Source organism: Enterobacter sp. HNDS-6 (assembly GCF_039850505.1).
In the GTDB taxonomy this organism is placed as follows: domain Bacteria; phylum Pseudomonadota; class Gammaproteobacteria; order Enterobacterales; family Enterobacteriaceae; genus Enterobacter; species Enterobacter kobei.
This window is the reverse complement of record NZ_CP156673.1, coordinates 1008500-1025794: the sequence shown is the minus strand read 5'-3', so window position 1 is coordinate 1025794 and position 17295 is coordinate 1008500. Positions and strand designations below refer to the sequence as shown.

Below are 17295 nucleotides of genomic sequence, written 5' to 3'. Positions count from 1 at the left end.
TATCTATGAATTGATTCGGTAATAAAAAAGCCGGGACGCACAACAGGGCGTCCCGGCTTTAACGACAACAGACCAACCGTTACGTGCAGATTTCGTAGCACGGAATATAGGCTGAGCCCGGCAACTTCATACGGTGTTGGGCCACAAAGCCCTGAAGCATGTCATCCATGCGACGCATCATCTCCCGGTCACCGTGGATCTTGTAAGGACCATACTGCTCAATCGCGCGAATGCCCATCTCTTTCACGTTCCCCGCGACAATCCCGGAGAAGGCGCGACGCAGATCGGCAGCCAGCACTTCCACCGGCTGGTCCGGGTAGAGTTTGAGGTTCGCCATATTTTCATGGGTAGGCTCAAACGGGATCTGTAGATCGGGCGCAATACGAATTGACCAGTTGAAGCTGTAAGCATCGCCGGTATCACGACGATTCTCTTTCACCAGCGGCATCGCTTTTTTCATCTGACGCGCCACTTCCGCCGCGTCATCGATGATGATGCGGTAGTGACGACGCGCGGTTTCTCCCAGCGTATGCACGATAAACTCGTCCAGCACGCGGAAGTAGTCTGCGCTCTCTTTTGGCCCGGTCAGGATCAGCGGCAGAACCTGATCTTTGTTGGCCGGGTTCATCAGAATACCCAGCAGATAGAGCAGCTCTTCCGCCGTGCCCACGCCGCCCGGGAAGATGATAATACCGTGCGCGATACGGACAAACGCCTCCAGGCGTTTCTCGATATCCGGCATGATAATCAGCTCGTTCACCAGTGGGTTAGGCGGCTCAGCGGCAATGATTGACGGCTCGGTCATGCCGATAAACCGACCCTCTTTGTAACGCTGCTGCGCATGACCCACCGCGGCACCTTTCATTGGCGCTTCCATTGCCCCTGGACCACAGCCGGTACAGATATTTAGCTCACGCAGGCCAAGCTGCGTTCCTACCCGGCGGGCATAGAGATATTCGGTTTCGTTAATCGAGTGACCGCCCCAGCAGACCACCATGTTCGGGGCTTCGCCAACGTGCAGGGCACGTGCGTTGCGCAGAATAGAGAATACCAGGTTGGTAATATGGACCGAGCTTTCCAGATCGAGATGCTGGAAACGGCCTGCGTTGTGGATCTGCCCGTTAACAAACAGGATGTCACGCAGTACGGCAAACAGGTTGGCCTGAAGGGAACGAATGATACGCCCGTCAACAAAGGCCTCTTCTGGCGGGTTGATCACTTCCAGTTTCACGCCGCGCTCGCGGCGCAGCACGTTGATATCAAAGCTTTCGAAGCGGGACAGCAGTTCTTTACTGTTATCTGTCAGGCTTCCGGAGTTCAGTACGGCAAGTGAACAGTTACGAAACAATTGATACAAATCGCTGCTGGCCGTGCGTTTAAGCATGTCCACTTCCAGCTGCGACAACATATCCATTGAGCCAAGCGGGCTAATATGTGTAATCAAGTGAGCTCCTTATGGGACGATTATCGTCATTCCCTTTGATTACAATAGCCCTGGCGTGTGAGGTTTCACAACACTTCGGGCGGAATACCGCCCGCATATTGTGAAAAAATTTATATTATTGACGTACCAGGCGACCCGTCGCTGGCACAAAATCCGTGTTGGTGCGCCACGGGTTAATGTCCAGCCCACCACGTCGGGTATAGCGCGCGTAAACGCTCAACTTCTCTGGCTGGCAGAAACGCTGGATATCACTAAAAATACGCTCCACGCACTGCTCGTGGAATTCGTTGTGATGGCGGAACGACACCAGATAGCGCAGCAGCTTTTCGCGATCGATTTTCGGGCCGCGATACTGGATCTGTACCGAACCCCAGTCCGGCTGGTGGGTAATCAGACAGTTGGACTTCAGCAGATGGCTGACCAGCGTCTCTTCTACCACCTTGCCGCTCGCCGCGTTTTCGAGGTAATCGGCGCTGAATTCATAATTCTCCACCTCGATATCCTGATCGTCGATGCAGGTTCCGTTGAAGTGGGCGATCGGCTGCCCCTCCAGTTCGTGCAGGCGGTACAGCGAAACGCTGACCTGACCCTGAGCACAGGCGGTTAAATCGCGTTCCAGCGTCTGCTGAACCTCATCCAAGTGATTAAATTTGGTCTGGTTGAAACTGTTGAGATAGAGCTTAAAGCTCTTGGATTCCACCAGATTCTGGCTGGCGTAATCCAGCTCAACGTGTCCGACCGCCACCTGCGGCAGGCCGCGCGCGTTGAGCCAGGAGATTTCATACAGCGTCCAGATATCGCCGCCCACGAACGGCAGCGCGTCCGCGTGCAATCCCAGAGGATCGCGGTTCAGGCTGCGCGGCACACCCTGCAGCAGGCTTGCATCGTAGGTATCGCGGTAATCGGTCGATTTACCCAGCGTTAAGCCGGTTAACGCCTGATGATTTTCGTAAGACATGTTTCATAGCCACTTTACAGGTACACTTATGGGCTGAGTTTATCCTGTCTTACAAGAAGAGAGAAATCGGTGGACATCGAAACTGCAAATGCCCTTACTACCTTCACGACCCGCTATTGCGATGCGTGGCATGAAAAGCATGGAACGTGGCCGCAAAGTGCTGAATTATATGGCGTACCGTCACCGTGCATTATCTCTTCTCAGGATGATTATGTTATCTGGCAGCCGAAGCCGAGTACCGCCGGGCAAAATGTAAATGCGGTTGAACGGGCTATGGACATTGTGGTACAACCAGCGGTTCACGCGTTTTACGTCACGCAATTTGCAGGGGATATGCCCGCTCGCTTGGGTGATTTGACGCTGACGCTGTTGCAGACCTGGAGCGAAGACGATCTGCAGCGTGTTCAGGAAAACCTGATTGGTCATCTGGTCACGCAAAAACGCCTTAAGCTTTCTCCGACGCTCTTTATTGCTACGCTCGACAGTGACCTGGATGTGATTTCCGTCTGTAACCTGTCTGGCGAAGTGATTAAAGAGACCATCGGCACCCGCAATCGCGAGACCCTCGCCCCTTCACTTGCGGATTTCCTTACCCGACTTGAGCCTCTTCTGTAATCCATAATGCTACAGCGCGTGTGAGAGATCTCTTACAAGGTTTGTGAGAGATCGCTGGAACATTCAGTATTACCTCATTTAATTAAGATTAATATCACGCTGTTTTTCAATGGATTAGCTGTTTATCGCAGCTTTTATAGGGCTTTCTTACGTCTTACAACGCTCCCCTGGTGGGTTGTAAGACGAAGCGGAATAGCGGATTCTATCTCTGTCGACAGGACGCCGACACGAGAAACGAACATCAGGATGATGGCGTTTCTTACTCAGGACACGTCAGGATGACGCTGCAGGAAGGCTTCAGGATGAAGCAAAGGGATAACGCAGGACGCGTAAGGGACACCTCCAGGAAGGAGAACGAGAGCCGAACAGGACGGTCGGTGGGTCAGGAAGGCCAGGACGTTTCAGGATGAAACAAGCACGTCAGGAAGATGTGTGCAGGATGCGAAAGGTAGACGGATGACCAGCCCTTCGGGCATCAGGAAAAGTTGTCACGGATGAGCAGGGAGCACGAATTGTAGCTGGAATGCTGCGGAACGAACCGGGAGCACTGTTTTTACAGTGCTCCCTTTTTTTATTTCTGCCTCCCGCAATGCTATGCTGCGCGCCGTTCACTTTTTCAGTTGAGGTTACCATGACGCAACACGATAGCATTCGTGCTCAGTTGCACGCCATCGAAGCCCTTTTGCGCCAACATCAGCTGTGGCAAGAGACCGCGCCGCAGCCGGAAGCGTTCGCCAGCACCCAGCCATTTTGTCTGGATACCCTGGCCCCGTTCGAGTGGCTCCAGTGGGTGTTAATTCCGCGCATGCACGCGCTGCTGGAAGGCGGTCATCCGCTGCCGCAGGCGTTTGCGGTCTCTCCCTATTATGAAATGGCCCTTGAGGCGACGCACCCTGCGCGCGCGGTCATGCTGGTTGAGCTGGAAAAACTGGATGCCCTGTTTGCCGGTGAAGATGCATGACGCTTGAGATCCTCTATCAGGACGAGTGGCTGGTGGCGGTGAATAAACCGTCTGGCTGGCTGGTGCACCGCAGCTGGCTGGATCGCGACGAGAAAGTGGTCGTGATGCAGACCGTACGCGACCAGATTGGTCAGCATGTTTTTACCGCCCATCGTCTCGACAGACCGACCTCCGGCGTGCTGCTGATGGGGCTTTCCAGCGAGGCGGGACGTCTGCTGTCTCAGCAGTTCGAACAGCACCAGATCCAGAAACGCTACCACGCGATCGTGCGCGGCTGGCTGACGGACGCCGCCACGCTCGACTATCCGCTGGTAGAGGAGCTGGATAAAATCGCCGATAAATTTGCCCGCGATGACAAAGGCCCGCAGCCTGCCGTGACGGATTATCGCGGCATGGCGACCACGGAAATGCCGGTGGCAACCAGCAAATTCCCCACTACGCGCTACAGCCTGGTTGAGCTTTTGCCCAAAACCGGGCGTAAACACCAGCTGCGACGCCATCTTGCGCACCTGCGCCACCCGATTATTGGCGACAGCAAGCACGGCGATCTGCGCCAGAATCGCAGCGCGGCCGAGCATTTTGGCTGTAACCGACTGATGTTACACGCCAGCGAGCTTAGCCTGACCCACCCGTTTACCGGCGAACCGCTGAATATCCGTGCAGGGCTGGACGATGTCTGGATGCAGGCGCTGTCACAGTTTGGCTGGCTGGGGCAACTCCCCGAAAATGAAAGGGTTGAGTTTGTATCTGGCAACGTTCAGGATGAACAGTAAACGCATTCATAGGGAAAAATATCATGGCTGAAGTAGGCATTTTTGTCGGCACTATGTACGGCAACTCACTGCTGGTAGCGGAAGAGGCTGAGGCGATTCTGGCAAGCCAGGGCCATAAAGCCACGGTCTATGAAGACCCGGAACTGGCAGACTGGGAAAAGTACAAAGATAAATACATTCTGGTGGTGACGTCCACTACCGGGCAGGGCGATCTGCCGGACAGCATTGTGCCACTTTTCCAGGGCATTAAAGACCAGCTTGGCTATCAGCCGGACGTTCACTACGGCATCATTGCCCTGGGCGATAGCTCTTACGCAAACTTCTGCGGCGGCGGCAAGCAGTTTGATGCGCTCCTGCAGGAACAGAGCGCCCAGCGCGTCGGCGAGATGCTGCTGATTGATGCCGGTGAGCATCCTGAACCGGAAAGCGAATCGAACCCGTGGGTCGAGCAGTGGGCTACGCTCCTGAAATAGTTTTCCAGGCCGGGTCAGGCGAAGCCGCCACCCGGCAATACACCCCGCACCAAACCTCAATTCCGTGAACCACCTTCCACTTGCCTGGGCTTATGCCATAAACAACCGCTCGCACACCCTTTAATACTGTGTTTTTGCACGGTGAGAGAACGTGTCACTCCTTCATATACTTTTCCGGTCACTTATAAAACGGCTTCAGGCCGTACCAAAACGACAAAACACATCTCATTCTGATTACCCTACCGGTGCTGTACAGAATGAACCAGGCGAAAGCTATGTTTCAGGAGTGCAACAATGAGTACATTAAGCCACGCAGCGAGCAGCGCTGAGAAGCGCACGAATGCCCGCTACTGGATAGTGGTGATGCTGTTTATCGTCACATCCTTTAACTATGGTGACCGCGCCACGCTGTCGATTGCCGGCTCTGAAATGGCAAAAGATATCGGCCTTGATCCGGTGGGCATGGGTTACGTTTTCTCCGCATTCTCATGGGCCTACGTCATCGGGCAAATTCCAGGCGGCTGGCTTCTGGACCGTTTTGGCTCTAAACGTGTCTATTTCTGGTCCATCTTTATCTGGTCTGCATTTACCCTTTTGCAGGGCTTCGTCGATGTTTTCAACGGTTTTGGCATTATCGTCGCGCTCTTTACGCTGCGCTTCCTGGTAGGTCTGGCAGAAGCGCCTTCCTTCCCGGGGAACAGCCGTATTGTCGCGGCCTGGTTCCCGGCGCAGGAGAGGGGAACGGCGGTGGCGATTTTTAACTCTGCCCAATATTTCGCCACGGTGATCTTCGCACCCATTATGGGCTGGCTGACGCACGAAGTGGGCTGGTCGCACGTCTTCTTCTTTATGGGCGGGCTAGGGATCATCATTAGCTTCGTCTGGCTGAAAGTGATCCACGAACCGAATCAGCATCCTGGCGTAAACAAGAAAGAGCTGGAGTACATTGCGGAAGGTGGTGCGCTGATCAATATGGATCAGAAGTCCGGGAAAGCAAAAGTCCCGTTCAGCCAGAAATGGGCGCAGATCAAACAGCTTGTCGGTACGCGGATGATGATCGGCATCTATCTGGGCCAGTACTGTATCAACGCGCTAACCTACTTCTTCATCACCTGGTTCCCGGTGTATCTGGTGCAGGCGCGGGGTATGTCGATCCTGAAAGCGGGATTTGTTGCTTCGATTCCGGCGATCTGCGGCTTTATCGGTGGCGTGCTCGGCGGGGTGATATCCGACTGGCTGATGCGCCGCACCGGATCGCTGAACATCGCGCGTAAAACGCCGATTGTGCTCGGCATGCTGCTCTCCATGACCATGGTGTTCTGCAACTACGTCAGCGCCGAGTGGATGGTTATCGGCTTTATGGCGATGGCCTTCTTCGGCAAAGGCATTGGCGCGCTGGGCTGGGCGGTGATGGCGGATACCGCGCCAAAAGAGATCAGCGGCCTGAGCGGCGGTCTTTTCAACATGTTCGGCAACATTTCCGGCATTGTTACGCCAATCGCGATTGGCTACATCGTTGGTACGACGGGGTCATTCAACGGTGCACTGATCTACGTCGGCGTGCATGCGCTGGTGGCAGTCCTGAGTTACCTGGTGCTGGTGGGGGATATCAAACGTATTGAACTCAAACCCGTAGTGGAGCGTGGCTGATGACAACGCAATCAAGCCCCATCGTGACTGAAATGAACGTTATTCCCGTGGCCGGGCAGGACAGCATGCTGCTCAATATTGGCGGCGCGCACAATGCGTGGTTTACCCGCAATATCGTGGTGTTGACTGATAGCGCAGGAAATACTGGCGTGGGTGAGGCACCTGGTGGGGAGGTGATCTACCAGACCCTGGTCGATGCAATTCCGCAGGTGGTGGGCCAGGAGGTTGCCCGCCTGAACAAGGTGGTTCAACGGGTGCATAAGGGCAATCAGTCGGCAGATTTTGATACCTTCGGTAAAGGAGCCTGGACGTTTGAGCTGCGCGTCAACGCGGTGGCCGCGCTGGAGGCCGCCCTGCTTGATTTACTGGGTAAGGCGCTGAATGTCCCGGTCTGCGAGCTGCTGGGGCCGGGCAAACAGCGTGATGCCGTCACCGTGCTTGGCTATCTGTTCTACGTGGGCGATCGCACGAAAACCGATCTCCCCTATCTGGCGCAATCACCGGGTAACCACGACTGGTATCAGCTGCGCCACCAGCAAGCCCTTACCCGCGACGCGGTGGTCCGCCTGGCCGAGGCGGCTCAGGATCGCTACGGCTTCACAGATTTCAAGCTCAAGGGTGGCGTGCTGCCCGGTGAGCAGGAGATTGAAACCGCCCGGGCGTTGAAAAAACGTTTCCCGGAGGCGCGTATCACCGTTGACCCTAACGGCGCCTGGCTGCTGGAGGAAGCCATCAGCCTGTGCAAAGATCTGGGAGACGTGCTGACCTACGCAGAAGACCCGTGTGGCGCGGAGCAGGGCTTCTCTGGCCGTGAAGTCATGGCCGAATTCCGCCGTGCCACCGGCTTACCGGTCGCCACCAATATGATTGCCACTAACTGGCGCGAAATGGGTCATGCGGTGATGCTGAACGCCGTCGATATTCCGCTGGCGGACCCGCACTTCTGGACGCTCTCCGGCGCGGTGCGTGTGGCGCAGCTGTGCGATGACTGGGGACTGACCTGGGGCTGCCACTCCAACAATCACTTCGACATTTCGCTGGCGATGTTCACCCACGTTGGCGCCGCGGCACCGGGAAACCCGACCGCTATCGACACCCACTGGATTTGGCAGGAAGGCGAAGCGCGCCTGACGAAAAATCCGCTGGAAATAAAAAATGGCAAGATTGACGTTCCCGATTCGCCGGGCCTGGGCGTGGAACTTGACTGGGATCGTGTCCACAAAGCCCATGAGGCGTATAAAAAGCTACCGGGCGGTGCGCGTAATGACGCAGGCCCGATGCAATACCTTATTCCCGGCTGGACATTTGACCGTAAGCGCCCTGTTTTTGGACGTCACTGATAAAAGGATTACACGATGAGTACTTTTACGACCCCTGTCGTCACTTCCATGCAAATCATTCCGGTCGCGGGTCATGACAGCATGCTGATGAACCTGAGCGGGGCACATGCACCGTTCTTTACCCGCAATATTGTCATTATCAAAGACAATGCCGGCCATACCGGTGTGGGTGAAATTCCGGGCGGGGAGAAGATCCGTAAAACGCTGGAGGATGCCATTCCGCTGGTGGTGGGCAAAACGCTGGGTGAGTACAAAAATGTCCTCAACACCGTGCGCAACACCTTTGCTGACCGCGATGCGGGTGGCAGGGGGCTGCAAACCTTCGATCTGCGAACCACCATCCACGTGGTGACCGGGATTGAAGCCGCAATGCTGGATTTGCTGGGTCAGCACCTGGGCGTTAACGTCGCCTCGCTGCTGGGTGAGGGGCAGCAGCGTTCAGAAGTAGAAATGCTTGGCTATCTGTTCTTTGTCGGCAATCGCACACTGACGCCGCTGCCGTACCAAAGCCAGACGAAGGAAGCATGCGACTGGTACCGGCTGCGCCATGAAGAGGCGATGACCCCGGATGCGGTGGTGAGGCTGGCGGAAGCGGCATACGAAAAATATGGCTTCAATGATTTCAAACTGAAAGGCGGCGTGCTGGCGGGTGAAGAAGAGGCAGAGGCCATTTCCGCGCTGGCAAAACGCTTCCCACAGGCGCGCGTGACGCTTGATCCAAACGGTGCATGGTCGCTTGATGAAGCGATCAAAATAGGTAAACAGCTCAAAGGTGTGCTGGCGTATGCCGAGGATCCCTGCGGGGCCGAGCAAGGTTTCTCGGGCCGCGAAGTTATGGCGGAATTCCGTCGCGCCACGGGGCTGCCGACCGCGACCAATATGATTGCCACCGACTGGCGTCAGATGGGGCATACCCTGTCATTACAATCCGTCGATATTCCGCTGGCTGACCCGCACTTCTGGACGATGCAGGGCTCGGTCCGCGTGGCGCAGATGTGCCATGAGTTTGGCCTGACCTGGGGATCGCATTCTAATAACCACTTCGACGTGTCGCTGGCAATGTTCACCCACGTTGCCGCCGCCGCACCGGGCACCATTACTGCTATCGACACCCACTGGATCTGGCAGGAGGGGAATCAGCGTCTGACCAAAGCGCCGTTTGAGATAAAAGGTGGCATGGTGCAGGTGCCTTCAACGCCGGGATTGGGCATTGAGCTCGATATGGACCAGGTGATGAAAGCGCACGAGCTTTATCAGAAACACGGTCTGGGCGCGCGGGACGACGCGATGGCGATGCAGTATCTGATCCCCGACTGGACATTCGACAATAAACGTCCGTGCATGGTACGATAAACGCACTGGGACCGCTCCCATTAGCGGTTCTTTACGTGGTGTATGCTTAACGTAACGACTATGCGTAAGGATGGCTTATGAAAATTGTTATCGCACCGGACTCGTATAAGGAAAGTTTGAGTGCGCTTGAGGTTGCGACAGCGATAGAGCGCGGTTTTCGCGAGATCTTTCCCGAGGCGGTTTACGTCAAACTGCCGGTCGCGGATGGGGGAGAAGGCACCGTTGAGGCGATGATCGCGGCAACGCAGGGGCGAAGGGTACATGTCCCGGTGACCGGTCCCCTCGGCGAGCGGGTGGAAGGATTTTACGGGATTTCGGGTGACGAACAGAGCGCCTTTATTGAAATGGCGGCGGCAAGCGGTCTGGAACTGGTTGCGCCTTCGCAGCGCGATCCCCTGAAAACGACCTCATGGGGCACAGGTGAACTTATCCGTCACGCGCTGGATGCGGGCGTTAAGCATATCATCATCGGTATCGGCGGCAGCGCCACCAATGACGGCGGGGCCGGGATGATGCAGGCGCTGGGGGCGAAGCTGCTCGACGCCAGTGAACAGCCGCTGGGGCAGGGCGGAGGCGAGCTGGGAAAACTCGCGCGTATCGACCTGAGTGGCCTGGACACGCGTCTGGCCGAGTGCCGGATTGAGGTCGCCTGCGACGTGACCAATCCTCTGGTTGGAAAGGATGGCGCGTCAGCCGTATTTGGCCCGCAAAAGGGGGCCACGCCTGAGATGATCATCACCCTGGACAATGCGCTTGCTCATTATGCGCGGATTATTGCCCGGGATCTGGATATGGATGTGCTAAACCTTGCTGGCGGTGGTGCGGCGGGGGGAATGGGCGCGGCGCTGTACGCTTTTTGCGGCGCACAGTTGCGCCAGGGCATTGAGATTGTAACCGATGCGCTGCACCTGGCCGACCAGGTGGCCGATGCAGATTTGGTTATCACCGGCGAAGGCCGCATCGACAGCCAGACGATCCACGGCAAAGTCCCGGTGGGGGTAGCGAAGGTCGCGAAACGCTTTAACAAACCCGTTATCGGGATTGCGGGCAGTCTGACTGCGGATGTTGGCGTGGTACACGATCACGGCATTGATGCGGTGTTTAGCGTGATTTACACCATCTGCTCGCTGGAAGATGCGCTGGAAAATGCCAGCGCGAATGTACAGATGACCGCCAGAAATATCGCGGCGGTGCTGAAAGTGGGGCAGGGAATGTAGTTCTCCCGCTCCCCGTGGGAGAGGGTTGGGTGAGGGCATCAGGCCGCACCCGCAATCGTAGGCCCGGTAAGGCGAAGCCGCCACCGGGCTTTTATCTCAGCTCCCCAATACCTTCATCGCTTCACGCGTCACGTTATCCATTTCATCCAGCAGCTCCAGAAACTCAGGTTCCAGCTCCGATTCTGGCGTACCTGCGCGCAGTTGCTGCTCCAGCAGCTGGCAGAGATTTTTAAGCCGCGGTACGCCGCTATAGCCGCAACTGCCGTGAAGCTTGTGGATGGCTTCCAGCAGTTCATCCGGGTGTTCCCCCACAAGCTGTTCTTCAACTTTATTACGAATCTCCGGCAGAAACGCGACCAGCATTTGCAGCATCTCGCGGGCTAAATCGGGTTTACCTGCCGCCTGACGCAGTGCAAGCTGCCAGTCAAAGGTTGCATTTTGATTGACGGTGACCTCAACCGGCTCGCTGGAAACCGTGTAGCTTCCGCCAATATGTCCCGGCTTATAGCGTAACAGCAGGTTATGAAGCTTCTCTTCGTCGATAGGTTTCGCCAGATAATCATTCATCCCGGCGCTCAGTAACTTCTCTTTCTGACCGGCCATCGCATGCGCGGTGACCGCAATCACCGGTGTTTGCTGCTGATGTGGCAGCTGGTGGATCAACTCACAGGCCCGAATGCCATCCATGCCCGGCATCTGAATATCCATCAGAATTAAATCGAACTGCATCTGTTTGGCTTGTTCAACGGCCTGCGTGCCGCTGGTGCACAGCTCCACATGCTGAACCTGATCTTCCAGCAACACGCCAATGAGCTTCAGGTTTGCCGGGTTGTCATCAACTGCCATCACGCTCATCGGCAGTTTTTGCTCATCGTTAATCAGCGGAAGGGCATGCTGGCTAAGACGGCAATACTCCGTGAGGGCGGGCAGCAGGCGGGTGGCGGTGAGGGGTTTAAGCAGGCACGCGGCTGCCCCGTCGTTTTTCAACTCTTCCGCGTTTATCTGAGCGTGGCAGGGCAGCGCCAGCAGCAGATAGTCGGTCATCGACGCGGCTTTCGCCAGCCGCTCCTGCTGCATGGTCAGCTCGCCGGTGAACGTCACCGGAATACCCATCAGCAGAATGTCGTAGTGCTCAACGGCAAGCGCCGAAAAGGTAGGGCTGTAGACTACCTCCAGAGGTGTGGTGCTTAAAATATCCAGCGTGCACTGCGCGGCCGCCGCGTTAGGCTCGACGTAGGCCAGACGCTTACCGTTCAGGCAGCTTGTCACCGGACCGTCGGTCAACGCGTTCGGATTGAGATCCAGGTTAATGTGGAACCAGAAGGTTGAACCGCGGTTTGGCTGGCTGTGGAAAGAGATATCGCCGCCCATCTCGTTTACCAGCCTCTGCGTAATCACCAGCCCCAGACCGGTACCGCCATGACGACGGGAGATACTGGCATCCGCCTGGCGGAACGCCTGGAACAGACGCGACTGATCGCGCTCGGGAATACCAATCCCGGTATCGCGGATCTGAACCTCAATCTGTACCTTGTTGTTACTGAGCGCGCGTTTTTCTACCAGAATGTCGATGTTGCCGCTTTCGGTGAATTTAATGGCGTTGCCAACAAGATTGGTAATGACCTGCTGAAGGCGCAGAGGATCGCCGATGACGTTATCCGGCACGTCGTTTTTGATGTTAAGCGTCAGTTCAAGGCCTTTGTCGTGTGACGAGTGGGCGAGCAGCGTGACCACTTCATCGAGCGTACCGCGCAGCGGGAACGGTATGCTCTCCAGAATAAGCTTGCCCGCCTCCAGCTTGGAGAAGTCCAGCACGTCGTTAATGATCGCCAGCAGGTTGTTGGCCGAACGTTCAATGGTGTGCAGATGATCGCGCTGCGTCGGGTTAAGCTCGCTTTTCAGCGTCAGGCGGGTAAAGCCGATCACCCCATTGAGCGGCGTACGCAGTTCGTGCGACATATTGGCAAGGAATTCAGATTTAATCCGCGCCGCTTCCTGGGCGCGCTTTTTCGCCAGATCCAGCTCAACGTTCTGGATCTCCATCTGCTCCAGCGTTTCGCGCAGGTCAGACGTCGCCTGGTCAACGTTATGCTGCATCTCTTCGTGATAGGCCGCCAGCGACATCGCCATCGAGTTGATGCCGTTTTTCAGCATATCCAGCTCGCCCAGCATAAAACCTTCTACGCGGCTGTCGAGCTGTCCCCGGCGGATGCGGTCAACAGTATTGACCATATTGCGGATGGGGCCCGTTACGTCGCGCATCAGGCGCCAGCCGAAGATCAGTGCAATACCAATACAGAACAGCATCATCACGCCAGAGATAAAAATCTCTTTGTACTGCTGTAGCCGGACTGATTTGAGATCCAGCTCCAGCGCCACGTATCCCAGCATGTTATTGCTGGATTTGGCGTCAGATTGCGCAGACTCGTCGGGGGAATAACTTTCCGACACGATCGGCGTGCGCAGGATCATGATATCGCCGCGCCGCAGTACGGTGAGATGGCGCGGGAAAGGTGTACCGTCCGGGATTTTCAGGGCCGCCGGATCGAGATGAAAATTCGAGGTGACAAACAGGCGGTTATGTTCGTCGTAAACGGAAATGGCGCGTACGATGTCCGAGTGGCGTCGGTGAAGCACGCTGATTAACTGCCCAATGGATTCGCGGTTTTGCAGGTTCATCCCGTACTCGCTTGAGACGGCGAGCGGTTCGATGATGCTGGCGCCTGCATCCTCCAGCTGTCGCTGCAAATCGTTATAGCGGTGCACCACAAAGAAGATACTCAGCAGCAAACCGATGAGAACGGTGGGGGCGAGGATCAAAATCATCATGCGCGCGCGCAGGCTGTAGTTGGTCATGGCGTTCCGTTATGGGACAATTAAGATAATTATGTTTATGTGAGAAAAATCTCGGCGATGGCGCAATTCTACTCTGCAAAACGACGCGTGACGACGCGTCAAATCATTACTGTTGAAGCCACAGACCTTGACCCGTTTGGTCAGGGGGTGGCTCATCACAATGGTAAGACTCTGTTTATAACAGGTTTGCTGCCAACAGAACGAGCAGAAATTACGCTGACGGAAGACAAACGCCAGTACGCGCGCGGACAGGTGAAGCGTCGCCTCAACGATAGCCCGGCGCGCGTTGCGCCACGCTGTCCGCATTTTGGCGTTTGCGGAGGCTGCCAGCAACAGCATGCGAGCACAGAATTACAGCAAAAAAGCAAAAGCCGCGCCCTGGCGCGTCTGCTGAAGCACGACGTGAACGAAGTTATTGCCGATGAGCCCTGGGGCTACCGTCGCCGCGCGCGTCTGAGTCTGAGCTATCAGCCCAAAACGGCGCGGCTGGAGATGGGTTTTCGCAAAGCGGCCTCCAGCGATATTGTTGATGTGAAGCAGTGCCCTGTTTTGGTGCCCCATCTTGAAGCATTGCTTCCGCACGTGCGCACTTGCCTCTCAGGACTGGACGGCGTTCGCCATCTTGGGCATGTCGAACTGGTCATGGCCAATAATGGCCCGCTGATGGTGTTGCGCCACACCGCGCCATTATCGAAAAAAGATCGCGAAAAACTGGAACGCTTTTCGCATTCCCACGACCTGGCGCTTTTCCTTGCTCCACAAAGCGAGATACTTGAACAGGTTACCGGTGATGCGCCCTGGTATGCGTCAAACGGGCTACGCTTAACGTTTAGCCCGCGGGATTTCATTCAGGTAAATGATGGCGTAAACCAGCAGATGGTTGAGAAAGCGCTGGCGTGGCTTGATATACAGCCCACCGATCGGGTGCTCGATCTGTTCTGCGGCATGGGCAACTTCACGCTGCCGCTGGCGCGAAAAGCAGCAAGCGTTGTTGGCGTGGAAGGCGTTGAAGCGCTGGTGGCTAAAGGGCAGGAGAACGCACAACAGAACGGCTTGCAAAATGTGACATTCTTTCATCAAAATCTTGAGGAAGATGTGACGCAACAGCCGTGGGCACAGCAGGGATTTGACAAAATCCTGCTCGACCCGGCGCGCGCCGGTGCCCCGGGCGTCATGGCGCATGTGATTAAACTTGCCCCGAAGCGTGTGGTCTATGTTTCCTGTAACCCGGCAACGCTTGCCCGTGACAGTGAGGTATTAATCAGCGCGGGTTACCAAATTCAGCGTCTGGCAATGCTGGACATGTTCCCGCACACTGGGCATCTGGAATCGATGGTGTTGTTCGAGCACATCTAATTTGTTTGGCTTGTCGACTTCGACAGGCCCTGGTCCCTAAAGGAGAGGACAATGGTTGCGGTAAGAAGTGCACATCTCAATAAAGCTGGGGAGTTTGACCCACAAAAATGGATCGCAAGTCTGGGAATTTCCAGCCAGCAGTCGTGTGAACGCTTAACCGAAACCTGGGCCTACTGTCTTCGCACCACACAGGGTCATCCGGATGCCGATCTCCTCTTGTGGCGCGGCGTGGAGATGGTTGAAATCTTATCCATGCTGAACATGGATATTGAAACGCTGCAGGCCGCGTTGCTGTTTCCTCTCGCCGATGCGAACGTCGTGACGGAAGACGTGCTGCGTGAGAGCGTCGGAAAATCCGTCGTCGCGCTGATCCACGGCGTGCGCGATATGGCGGCTATCCGCCAGCTTAAAGCCGCGCACACCGATTCCGTCTCCTCTGAGCAGGTCGATAATGTCCGCCGGATGCTGCTGGCCATGGTGGATGATTTCCGCTGTGTGGTCATCAAACTGGCCGAGCGTATTGCCCACCTGCGTGAGGTGAAGGATGCGCCGGAAGACGAGCGCGTGCTGGCCGCCAAAGAGTGTACAAACATCTATGCGCCGCTGGCGAACCGGCTAGGTATCGGTCAGCTCAAATGGGAGCTGGAAGATTACTGCTTCCGTTATCTGCACCCGGCGGAATATAAGCGCATTGCCAAACTTCTGCATGAACGACGCATTGACCGCGAGCACTATATCGAGGAGTTTGTCGGCGGCTTGCGCCAGGCGATGAAAGAAGAGAACGTGCGCGCCGAAGTCTACGGGCGACCTAAGCACATCTACAGCATCTGGCGCAAAATGCAGAAGAAACACCTCGCCTTTGACGAGCTGTTTGACGTGCGTGCCGTGCGTATCGTGGCGGAACGTCTGCAGGACTGCTACGCCGCGCTGGGGATCGTCCACACTCACTTCCGCCATCTGCCGGATGAGTTTGATGACTATGTGGCTAACCCTAAACCTAACGGTTATCAGTCCATTCACACCGTGGTGCTTGGCCCTGGCGGCAAAACGGTCGAAATTCAGATCCGCACCAAACAGATGCACGAAGATGCCGAGCTGGGCGTTGCCGCGCACTGGAAATACAAAGAGGGAACGTCGGGCGGAGCGCGTTCTGGTCACGAGGATCGCATCGCCTGGCTGCGCAAGCTGATTGCGTGGCAGGAAGAGATGGCCGACTCGGGCGAAATGCTCGACGAAGTCCGCAGCCAGGTCTTTGACGACCGGGTCTACGTCTTTACCCCGAAAGGGGATGTGGTCGACCTGCCAGCCGGTTCAACGCCGCTTGATTTTGCCTACCACATCCACAGTGACGTGGGGCACCGCTGTATCGGGGCGAAAATCGGCGGGCGCATCGTCCCGTTCACTTACCAGTTGCAGATGGGCGATCAGATTGAAATCATCACCCAGAAGCAGCCTAACCCGAGCCGGGACTGGCTTAATCCGAACCTGGGGTACGTCACCACCAGCCGCGGGCGCTCGAAAATTCACGCCTGGTTCCGCAAGCAGGATCGTGACAAAAATATCCTTGCCGGTCGTCAGATCCTTGACGACGAACTGGAACATATCGGGATCAGCCTGAAAGAGGCCGAGAAATTCCTGCTGCCGCGCTACAACTTCAACGAGCTTGACGAGCTGTTAGCGGCAATTGGCGGCGGCGATATTCGTCTCAATCAGATGGTTAACTTCCTGCAGGCGCAGTTCAATAAGCCAAGCGCGGAAGAGCAGGACGCGGCGGCGCTGAAGCAGCTGCAGCAGAAAACCTACGCCCCGCAGCAGCGCAGTAAAGACAATGGCCGGGTAGTGGTCGAGGGAGTGGGCAATCTGATGCACCACATTGCCCGCTGCTGTCAGCCAATTCCGGGCGACGACATCGTCGGCTTTATCACCCAGGGGCGCGGGATCTCGATCCACCGTTCCGACTGTGACCAGCTTGCCGAGCTGCAGTCCCATGCGCCGGAGCGCATCGTGGAAGCGGTCTGGGGGGAGAGCTACTCTGCCGGCTACTCGCTGGTGGTGCGTGTTACCGCCAATGACCGCAGCGGCCTGCTGCGCGATATCACCACCATTCTCGCCAACGAGAAGGTCAACGTGCTGGGCGTTGCCAGCCGCAGCGATACCCGCGAGCAGCTTGCCACCATCGATATGACCATCGAAATCTACAACCTGCAGGTGCTGGGTCGCGTGCTCGGCAAACTGAACCAGGTGCCGGATGTGATTGACGCGCGTCGTCTGCACGGCGGGTAAATACACTCTTCTGTAG

13 protein-coding genes are annotated in these 17295 nt (G+C 56.3%); 10 read left to right on the top strand and 3 right to left on the bottom strand.

The genetic code is table 11. The features are described 5' to 3' along the window. Nucleotides 1-79: 79 nt before the first annotated feature. A complete protein-coding gene (gene ppnN, locus ABFI50_RS04680) occupies nucleotides 80-1444 on the bottom strand; it encodes a nucleotide 5'-monophosphate nucleosidase PpnN (RefSeq protein ID WP_014885060.1) in 1365 nt (454 codons plus the stop codon). A gap of 115 nt (nucleotides 1445-1559) precedes the next feature. Continuing rightward, nucleotides 1560-2402 (bottom strand): NADPH-dependent 7-cyano-7-deazaguanine reductase QueF, encoded by an 843-nt coding sequence (gene queF, locus ABFI50_RS04675; protein ID WP_201404986.1) that lies wholly within the window; start codon nucleotides 2400-2402, stop codon nucleotides 1560-1562. Nucleotides 2403-2471: 69 nt separating this feature from the next. Here queF and syd point away from each other — a divergent pair, with 69 nt between their 5' ends. From syd to ABFI50_RS04635, 8 genes are all read left to right on the top strand, one after another. Further along, complete coding sequence (syd, locus tag ABFI50_RS04670; RefSeq protein ID WP_047343432.1) at nucleotides 2472-3017, top strand: SecY-interacting protein; 546 nt, start codon at nucleotides 2472-2474, stop codon at nucleotides 3015-3017. A 631-nt stretch (nucleotides 3018-3648) separates the two neighbouring features. Then, complete coding sequence (locus ABFI50_RS04665; RefSeq protein ID WP_014885057.1) at nucleotides 3649-3978, top strand: YqcC family protein; 330 nt, start codon at nucleotides 3649-3651, stop codon at nucleotides 3976-3978. After that, nucleotides 3975-4751 (top strand): tRNA pseudouridine(65) synthase TruC, encoded by a 777-nt coding sequence (gene truC / locus ABFI50_RS04660; RefSeq protein WP_023331205.1) that lies wholly within the window; start codon nucleotides 3975-3977, stop codon nucleotides 4749-4751. The genes ABFI50_RS04665 and truC overlap by 4 nt, the downstream gene beginning before the upstream one ends. 23 nt (nucleotides 4752-4774) lie before the next feature. Next, complete coding sequence (locus tag ABFI50_RS04655) at nucleotides 4775-5224, top strand: flavodoxin (protein ID WP_023337703.1); 450 nt, start codon at nucleotides 4775-4777, stop codon at nucleotides 5222-5224. 294 nt (nucleotides 5225-5518) lie between these two features. Continuing rightward, the gene (locus tag ABFI50_RS04650; RefSeq protein WP_047027308.1) at nucleotides 5519-6874 is read left to right on the top strand and encodes an MFS transporter; all 1356 of its coding nucleotides are present in this window, start codon (nucleotides 5519-5521) and stop codon (nucleotides 6872-6874) included. Continuing rightward, nucleotides 6874-8214 carry a glucarate dehydratase family protein gene (locus tag ABFI50_RS04645; RefSeq protein ID WP_248217132.1) on the top strand — a complete coding sequence of 447 codons (1341 nt, stop codon included), beginning with the start codon at nucleotides 6874-6876 and terminating at the stop codon, nucleotides 8212-8214. Before ABFI50_RS04650 ends, ABFI50_RS04645 begins: the two co-directional genes overlap by 1 nt. Nucleotides 8215-8229: 15 nt before the next feature. After that, complete coding sequence (gudD, locus tag ABFI50_RS04640; RefSeq protein WP_023331201.1) at nucleotides 8230-9567, top strand: glucarate dehydratase; 1338 nt, start codon at nucleotides 8230-8232, stop codon at nucleotides 9565-9567. Between the two features lie 77 nt (nucleotides 9568-9644). Then, entirely contained in the window at nucleotides 9645-10784 is a 1140-nt protein-coding gene (locus tag ABFI50_RS04635; RefSeq protein WP_014885051.1) for a glycerate kinase, read from the top strand. Nucleotides 10785-10880: 96 nt separating this feature from the next. On the opposite strand, the gene barA is transcribed toward ABFI50_RS04635, so the two are convergent. Then, nucleotides 10881-13640 (bottom strand): two-component sensor histidine kinase BarA, encoded by a 2760-nt coding sequence (gene barA, locus ABFI50_RS04630; RefSeq protein ID WP_045134132.1) that lies wholly within the window; start codon nucleotides 13638-13640, stop codon nucleotides 10881-10883. Between the two features lie 57 nt (nucleotides 13641-13697). Between barA and rlmD the strand changes: the two genes are divergently transcribed. Together rlmD and relA are read left to right on the top strand one after the other, a co-directional pair. Then, nucleotides 13698-14996, top strand: a complete 1299-nt coding sequence (gene rlmD, locus ABFI50_RS04625) for a 23S rRNA (uracil(1939)-C(5))-methyltransferase RlmD (RefSeq protein WP_048997116.1) — start codon at nucleotides 13698-13700, stop codon at nucleotides 14994-14996. A gap of 51 nt (nucleotides 14997-15047) precedes the next feature. After that, the gene (gene relA, locus ABFI50_RS04620; RefSeq protein ID WP_014885048.1) at nucleotides 15048-17279 is read left to right on the top strand and encodes a GTP diphosphokinase; all 2232 of its coding nucleotides are present in this window, start codon (nucleotides 15048-15050) and stop codon (nucleotides 17277-17279) included. Nucleotides 17280-17295 lie beyond the last annotated feature (16 nt).

What these genes read in the sequence shown, in the direction of transcription:
- rlmD (WP_048997116.1), top strand. Translation starts at nt 13,698, where the DNA reads ATGGCGCAATTCTACTCTGCAAAACGACGCGTGACGACGCGTCAAATC.
- barA (WP_045134132.1), bottom strand. Translation starts at nt 13,640, where the DNA reads ATGACCAACTACAGCCTGCGCGCGCGCATGATGATTTTGATCCTCGCC.
- ABFI50_RS04665 (WP_014885057.1), top strand. Translation starts at nt 3,649, where the DNA reads ATGACGCAACACGATAGCATTCGTGCTCAGTTGCACGCCATCGAAGCC.
- truC (WP_023331205.1), top strand. Translation starts at nt 3,975, where the DNA reads ATGACGCTTGAGATCCTCTATCAGGACGAGTGGCTGGTGGCGGTGAAT.
- gudD (WP_023331201.1), top strand. Translation starts at nt 8,230, where the DNA reads ATGAGTACTTTTACGACCCCTGTCGTCACTTCCATGCAAATCATTCCG.
- ABFI50_RS04645 (WP_248217132.1), top strand. Translation starts at nt 6,874, where the DNA reads ATGACAACGCAATCAAGCCCCATCGTGACTGAAATGAACGTTATTCCC.
- ABFI50_RS04650 (WP_047027308.1), top strand. Translation starts at nt 5,519, where the DNA reads ATGAGTACATTAAGCCACGCAGCGAGCAGCGCTGAGAAGCGCACGAAT.
- queF (WP_201404986.1), bottom strand. Translation starts at nt 2,402, where the DNA reads ATGTCTTACGAAAATCATCAGGCGTTAACCGGCTTAACGCTGGGTAAA.
- ABFI50_RS04655 (WP_023337703.1), top strand. Translation starts at nt 4,775, where the DNA reads ATGGCTGAAGTAGGCATTTTTGTCGGCACTATGTACGGCAACTCACTG.
- relA (WP_014885048.1), top strand. Translation starts at nt 15,048, where the DNA reads ATGGTTGCGGTAAGAAGTGCACATCTCAATAAAGCTGGGGAGTTTGAC.
- ABFI50_RS04635 (WP_014885051.1), top strand. Translation starts at nt 9,645, where the DNA reads ATGAAAATTGTTATCGCACCGGACTCGTATAAGGAAAGTTTGAGTGCG.